The organism is Helicobacter sp. 23-1045, assembly GCF_053654655.1.
Map to the genome: position 1 here is coordinate 1 of NZ_JBSIUR010000042.1, position 306 is coordinate 306.

Sequence of the window (306 nt, forward strand, 5' to 3'; positions counted from 1 at the left end):
ACATTTTCCGCGCGGAAAAACACCCACGCGATATTCACAAAATTAAATGTGATAAACCACGCGAAGATTTTATAGATTTTGCTTTGGGTAAAATGCGAAGTGTGGGGAGATTCTGCGATTTTCGTGCGATTCGCAGAATCTGCATTTTTTTTATTAGATTCTGCGATTCGCAGAATCTCAATCGAAGTAATGGCGGTAGTGCTTTGCGTTGTTTTGGTGCGAAATGAGCGAGATAGAACTGATGGGTTCATTGAGCGAAATTTTGTGCCAAAACAACGCAAATGATTATCCCAGAACAAATTGTCT

The 306-nt window shown here is 40.2% G+C and carries 1 protein-coding gene; it reads right to left on the bottom strand.

The features are described from left to right. A partial coding sequence (locus ACWIUE_RS11975; RefSeq protein WP_454137016.1) for a hypothetical protein occupies nucleotides 1–281 on the bottom strand: 281 nt, incomplete at its 3' end. Nucleotides 282–306: the final 25 nt, after the last annotated feature.